This window comes from Pseudomonas sp. SDO52101_S400 (assembly GCF_054071635.1).
The window spans coordinates 1-3,671 of sequence record NZ_JBSVWF010000121.1 but is presented as its reverse complement, the minus strand read 5'-3'; the positions used below and the strand labels follow the sequence as shown (position 1 = coordinate 3,671).

3 protein-coding genes are annotated in these 3,671 nt (G+C 65.6%); all 3 read left to right on the top strand.

Features of this window, described 5'->3' with window-relative positions; translation table 11 throughout:
* Positions 1 to 242: 242 nt before the first annotated feature.
* From ACW9HX_RS28875 to ACW9HX_RS28865, 3 genes are read left to right on the top strand one after another with little or no spacing between them, the layout of a single operon-like run.
* On the top strand, positions 243 to 2,693 hold the full coding sequence (locus ACW9HX_RS28875) for a heavy metal translocating P-type ATPase (protein WP_457383187.1): 2,451 nt from the start codon (positions 243 to 245) through the stop codon (positions 2,691 to 2,693).
* A gap of 22 nt (positions 2,694 to 2,715) precedes the next feature.
* Positions 2,716 to 2,928: a cbb3-type cytochrome oxidase assembly protein CcoS gene (ccoS, locus tag ACW9HX_RS28870; protein ID WP_457383186.1), complete on the top strand. Its 213-nt coding sequence runs from the start codon at positions 2,716 to 2,718 to the stop codon at positions 2,926 to 2,928.
* Positions 2,921 to 3,604, top strand: a complete 684-nt coding sequence (locus ACW9HX_RS28865; protein WP_457383185.1) for a sulfite exporter TauE/SafE family protein — start codon at positions 2,921 to 2,923, stop codon at positions 3,602 to 3,604. Before ccoS ends, ACW9HX_RS28865 begins: the two co-directional genes overlap by 8 nt.
* Positions 3,605 to 3,671 lie beyond the last annotated feature (67 nt).

Sequence of the window (3,671 nt, the reverse complement as noted above, 5' to 3'; positions counted from 1 at the left end):
ATGCCAGTGACGATACCGCTGACTGAACCCATTTTTCCGGCCCACATCAATCGGCCCCCTCTCCATCCGGGAGAGGGCACTGATCTCGGGCGTTTGCATAATCGATGTACGCCAGTGACCATAGCGCTGACTGAACCCATTTTTCCGGCTCACATCAATCGGCTCCCTCTCCCTCCGGGAGAGGGCTGGGGTGAGGGCAAGCGGACAACCCGAAAAAAAGGGCTCCCCCCTTCGACAATGCCATGACCACCCCGATCCCCTGCTACCACTGCGCCCTGCCCGTCCCGTCGGGCAGCCGCTTCACCGCCGTCGTGCTCGGGGAGTCCCGTGAGTTCTGCTGCCCAGGCTGTCAGGCCGTGGCCGAAGCCATCGTCGCCGGCGGCCTGGAAAGTTATTACCAGCACCGCAGCGAAGCCTCGGCCAACCCCGAAGCGCTGCCGGTGCAATTGGTGGACGAACTGGCGCTGTACGACCGCGCCGACGTGCAACAACCCTTCGTCCGCCACGAAGGTGAACTGGCCGAAACCACGCTGCTGATGGAAGGCATCAGTTGCGCCGCGTGCGGCTGGCTGATCGAGAAACACCTGCGCACCCTGCCCGCCGTGGCCGAGGCGCGGCTGAACCTGTCCAACCATCGCCTGCATGTGCGCTGGGCCGACGCTCAATTGCCGCTGAGCCAGATCCTCGGCGAACTGCGCCACATCGGCTACGCCGCGCACCCGTATCAGGCCGACCGCGCCAGCGAACAACTGGCCAGCGAAAACCGCCTCGCCTTGCGTCAACTCGGGGTCGCCGGGCTGCTGTGGTTCCAGGCGATGATGGCGACCATGGCGACATGGCCGGAATTCAACATCGACCTCAGCCCCGAGTTGCATACGATTCTGCGATGGGTCGCGCTGTTCCTGACCACACCGATCGTGTTCTACAGCTGCGCGCCGTTTTTCAAAGGCGCCATGCGCGACTTGCGAACCCGTCACCTGACCATGGACGTCTCGGTATCGCTGGCGATCGGCGCAGCGTATGTCGCCGGGATCTGGACATCGATCACCGGGGTCGGCGAACTGTATTTCGACGCGGTGGGCATGTTCGCGCTGTTCCTGCTGGCCGGGCGTTATCTGGAACGCCGCGCCCGGGAGCGCACCGCCGCCGCCACCGCACAACTGGTCAATCTGCTGCCCGCCTCATGCCTGCGCCTCGACGAATCCGGCCAGAGTGAACGTATCCTGCTCAGCGAACTGCGCCTCGGTGACCGGGTGCTGGTTCAACCGGGTTCGGTGTTGCCGGCGGACGGCAAGATCCTCGACGGTCAATCGAGCATCGATGAGTCGCTGCTGACCGGCGAATACCTGCCGCAACCACGCACACTGGGCGATGCAGTCACCGCCGGCACGCTGAACGTCGAAGGAGCGTTGACCGTCGAAGTGCAGGCACTGGGTCAGGACACGCGGTTGTCGGCCATCGTGCGCTTGCTGGATCGCGCCCAGGCGGAAAAACCACGCCTGGCGGAAATCGCTGACCGCGCCGCGCAATGGTTCCTGTTGCTGTCGTTGATCGCCGCCGCTGCCATCGGCCTGCTGTGGTGGGAGCTGGATTCATCGCGGGCGTTCTGGATCGTCCTCGCCATGCTGGTCGCCACTTGCCCATGCGCGTTGTCACTGGCGACGCCGACCGCCCTCACCGCCGCCACCGGCACCCTGCACAAACTCGGCCTGCTGTTGACGCGTGGCCATGTGCTGGAAGGCCTGAACCAGATCGACACAGTGATTTTCGACAAGACCGGCACCCTCACCGAAGGGCGTCTGGTGCTGCGGTCGATCCGCCCGCTCGGCGCCCTCGATAGCGATCGGTGCCTGAGTCTCGCCGCCGCCCTGGAGAACCGTTCGGAACACCCGATCGCCCGGGCCTTTGGCCGGGCGCCACTGGCCGCCGAAGAGGTTCACAGCACGCCTGGTCTGGGGCTTGAAGGATTGGTCGGCGAACAGCGTTTGCGCATCGGTCAGGCGGATTTTGTCTGTGACCTCAGCGGCGCTCCTTCGCCGCCGATACCCGATGAACCGGGCCAATGGTTGTTGCTAGGTGACGCTAAGGGGCCACTGGCCTGGTTCGTCCTTGATGATCGCCTGCGGGCCGACGCCCCGGCCTTGCTCGCTGCGTGCAAGGCGCGCGGCTGGCACACACTGCTGCTGTCGGGCGACAGTTCGCCGATGGTCGCCAGTGTCGCTGCCGAACTGGGCATCGACGAGGCCCGGGGCGGTCTGCGCCCGGACGACAAGCTGCAAGTGCTGCAACAACTGCACAAGGACGGCCGCAAGGTGTTGATGCTTGGCGACGGGGTCAACGACGTGCCGGTGCTGGCCGCTGCGGACATCAGCGTGGCCATGGGCTCGGCCACGGATCTTGCGAAAACCAGCGCCGATGCGGTGTTGCTGTCCAATCGCCTCGACGCCTTGGTACAAGCCTTCACGCTGGCCCGCCGCACCCGCCGGGTGATCATCGAGAACCTGTTATGGGCCGCGCTGTACAATGGCCTCATGTTGCCGTTCGCCGCCCTCGGCTGGATCACTCCGGTATGGGCCGCTGTCGGCATGTCGATCAGTTCGCTGACCGTGGTGCTCAACGCCCTGCGCCTGACTCGCCTGCCGAGTGCGCCGGCCGTCAACGCCACGTCAGAAACCCGCCCGCTGCCGGCCTGAGCCGCGTGGGCATGGAGTACAGATGCCAGCTCTCTACGTGATGATTCCGGCCGCGCTGCTGATCGTGGCCATCGCCGTCTACATCTTCTTCTGGGCGGTGGACAGCGGCCAGTACGACGACCTCGACGGCCCGGCCCACAGCATCCTGTTCGACGACCAGGACCCGAAGCACACCGCCGCCGTGGACGAAGCCAACCCGGCCAGGCCGGACGACAAGGCGCCGCCTCATGTTTGAACTGGCGCCGCTGTTGGTGTCTGCATTGATTCTCGGCCTGCTCGGCGGCGGGCATTGCCTGGGCATGTGCGGCGGCCTGATGGGCGCGCTGACCCTGGCGATTCCCAAGGAGCAACGCAGCCGACGCTTTCGACTGCTGCTGGCCTATAACCTCGGGCGGATTCTCAGCTATGCCACGGCCGGTCTGCTGATCGGGTTGGCGGGATGGGCGGTGGCCAACAGTCCTGCGGCGTTGTTCATGCGCGTGCTTGCGGGTTTGCTGCTGATCGCCATGGGCCTGTATCTGGCGGGCTGGTGGAGCGGCCTGACCCGCATCGAAAGCCTCGGTCGTGGACTGTGGCGCTACATTCAGCCTGTCGCCAACCGTTTGCTGCCGGTGTCGAGCCTGCCCCGCGCTTTATTGCTCGGCGCGCTTTGGGGCTGGCTGCCGTGCGGGCTGGTTTACAGCACATTGCTGTGGTCGGCCAGTCAGGGCAATGCACTCGACAGCGCGTTGTTGATGCTCGCTTTCGGGCTCGGCACCTGGCCGGTGTTGCTGGCCACCGGCCTCGCCGCCGAGCGGGTCACGGCGCTGCTGCGCAAACGCAGCGTGCGCATGACGGGCGGCCTGCTGGTGATCCTGTTCGGCATCTGGACCCTGCCGGGGCCGCACCAGCACTGGCTGATGGGCCACTGACCGGCGTCGCGGCCTTCGCGAGCAGGCTCGCTCCCACAGGTTTTGTGTACGCCACAAATCTCCTGTG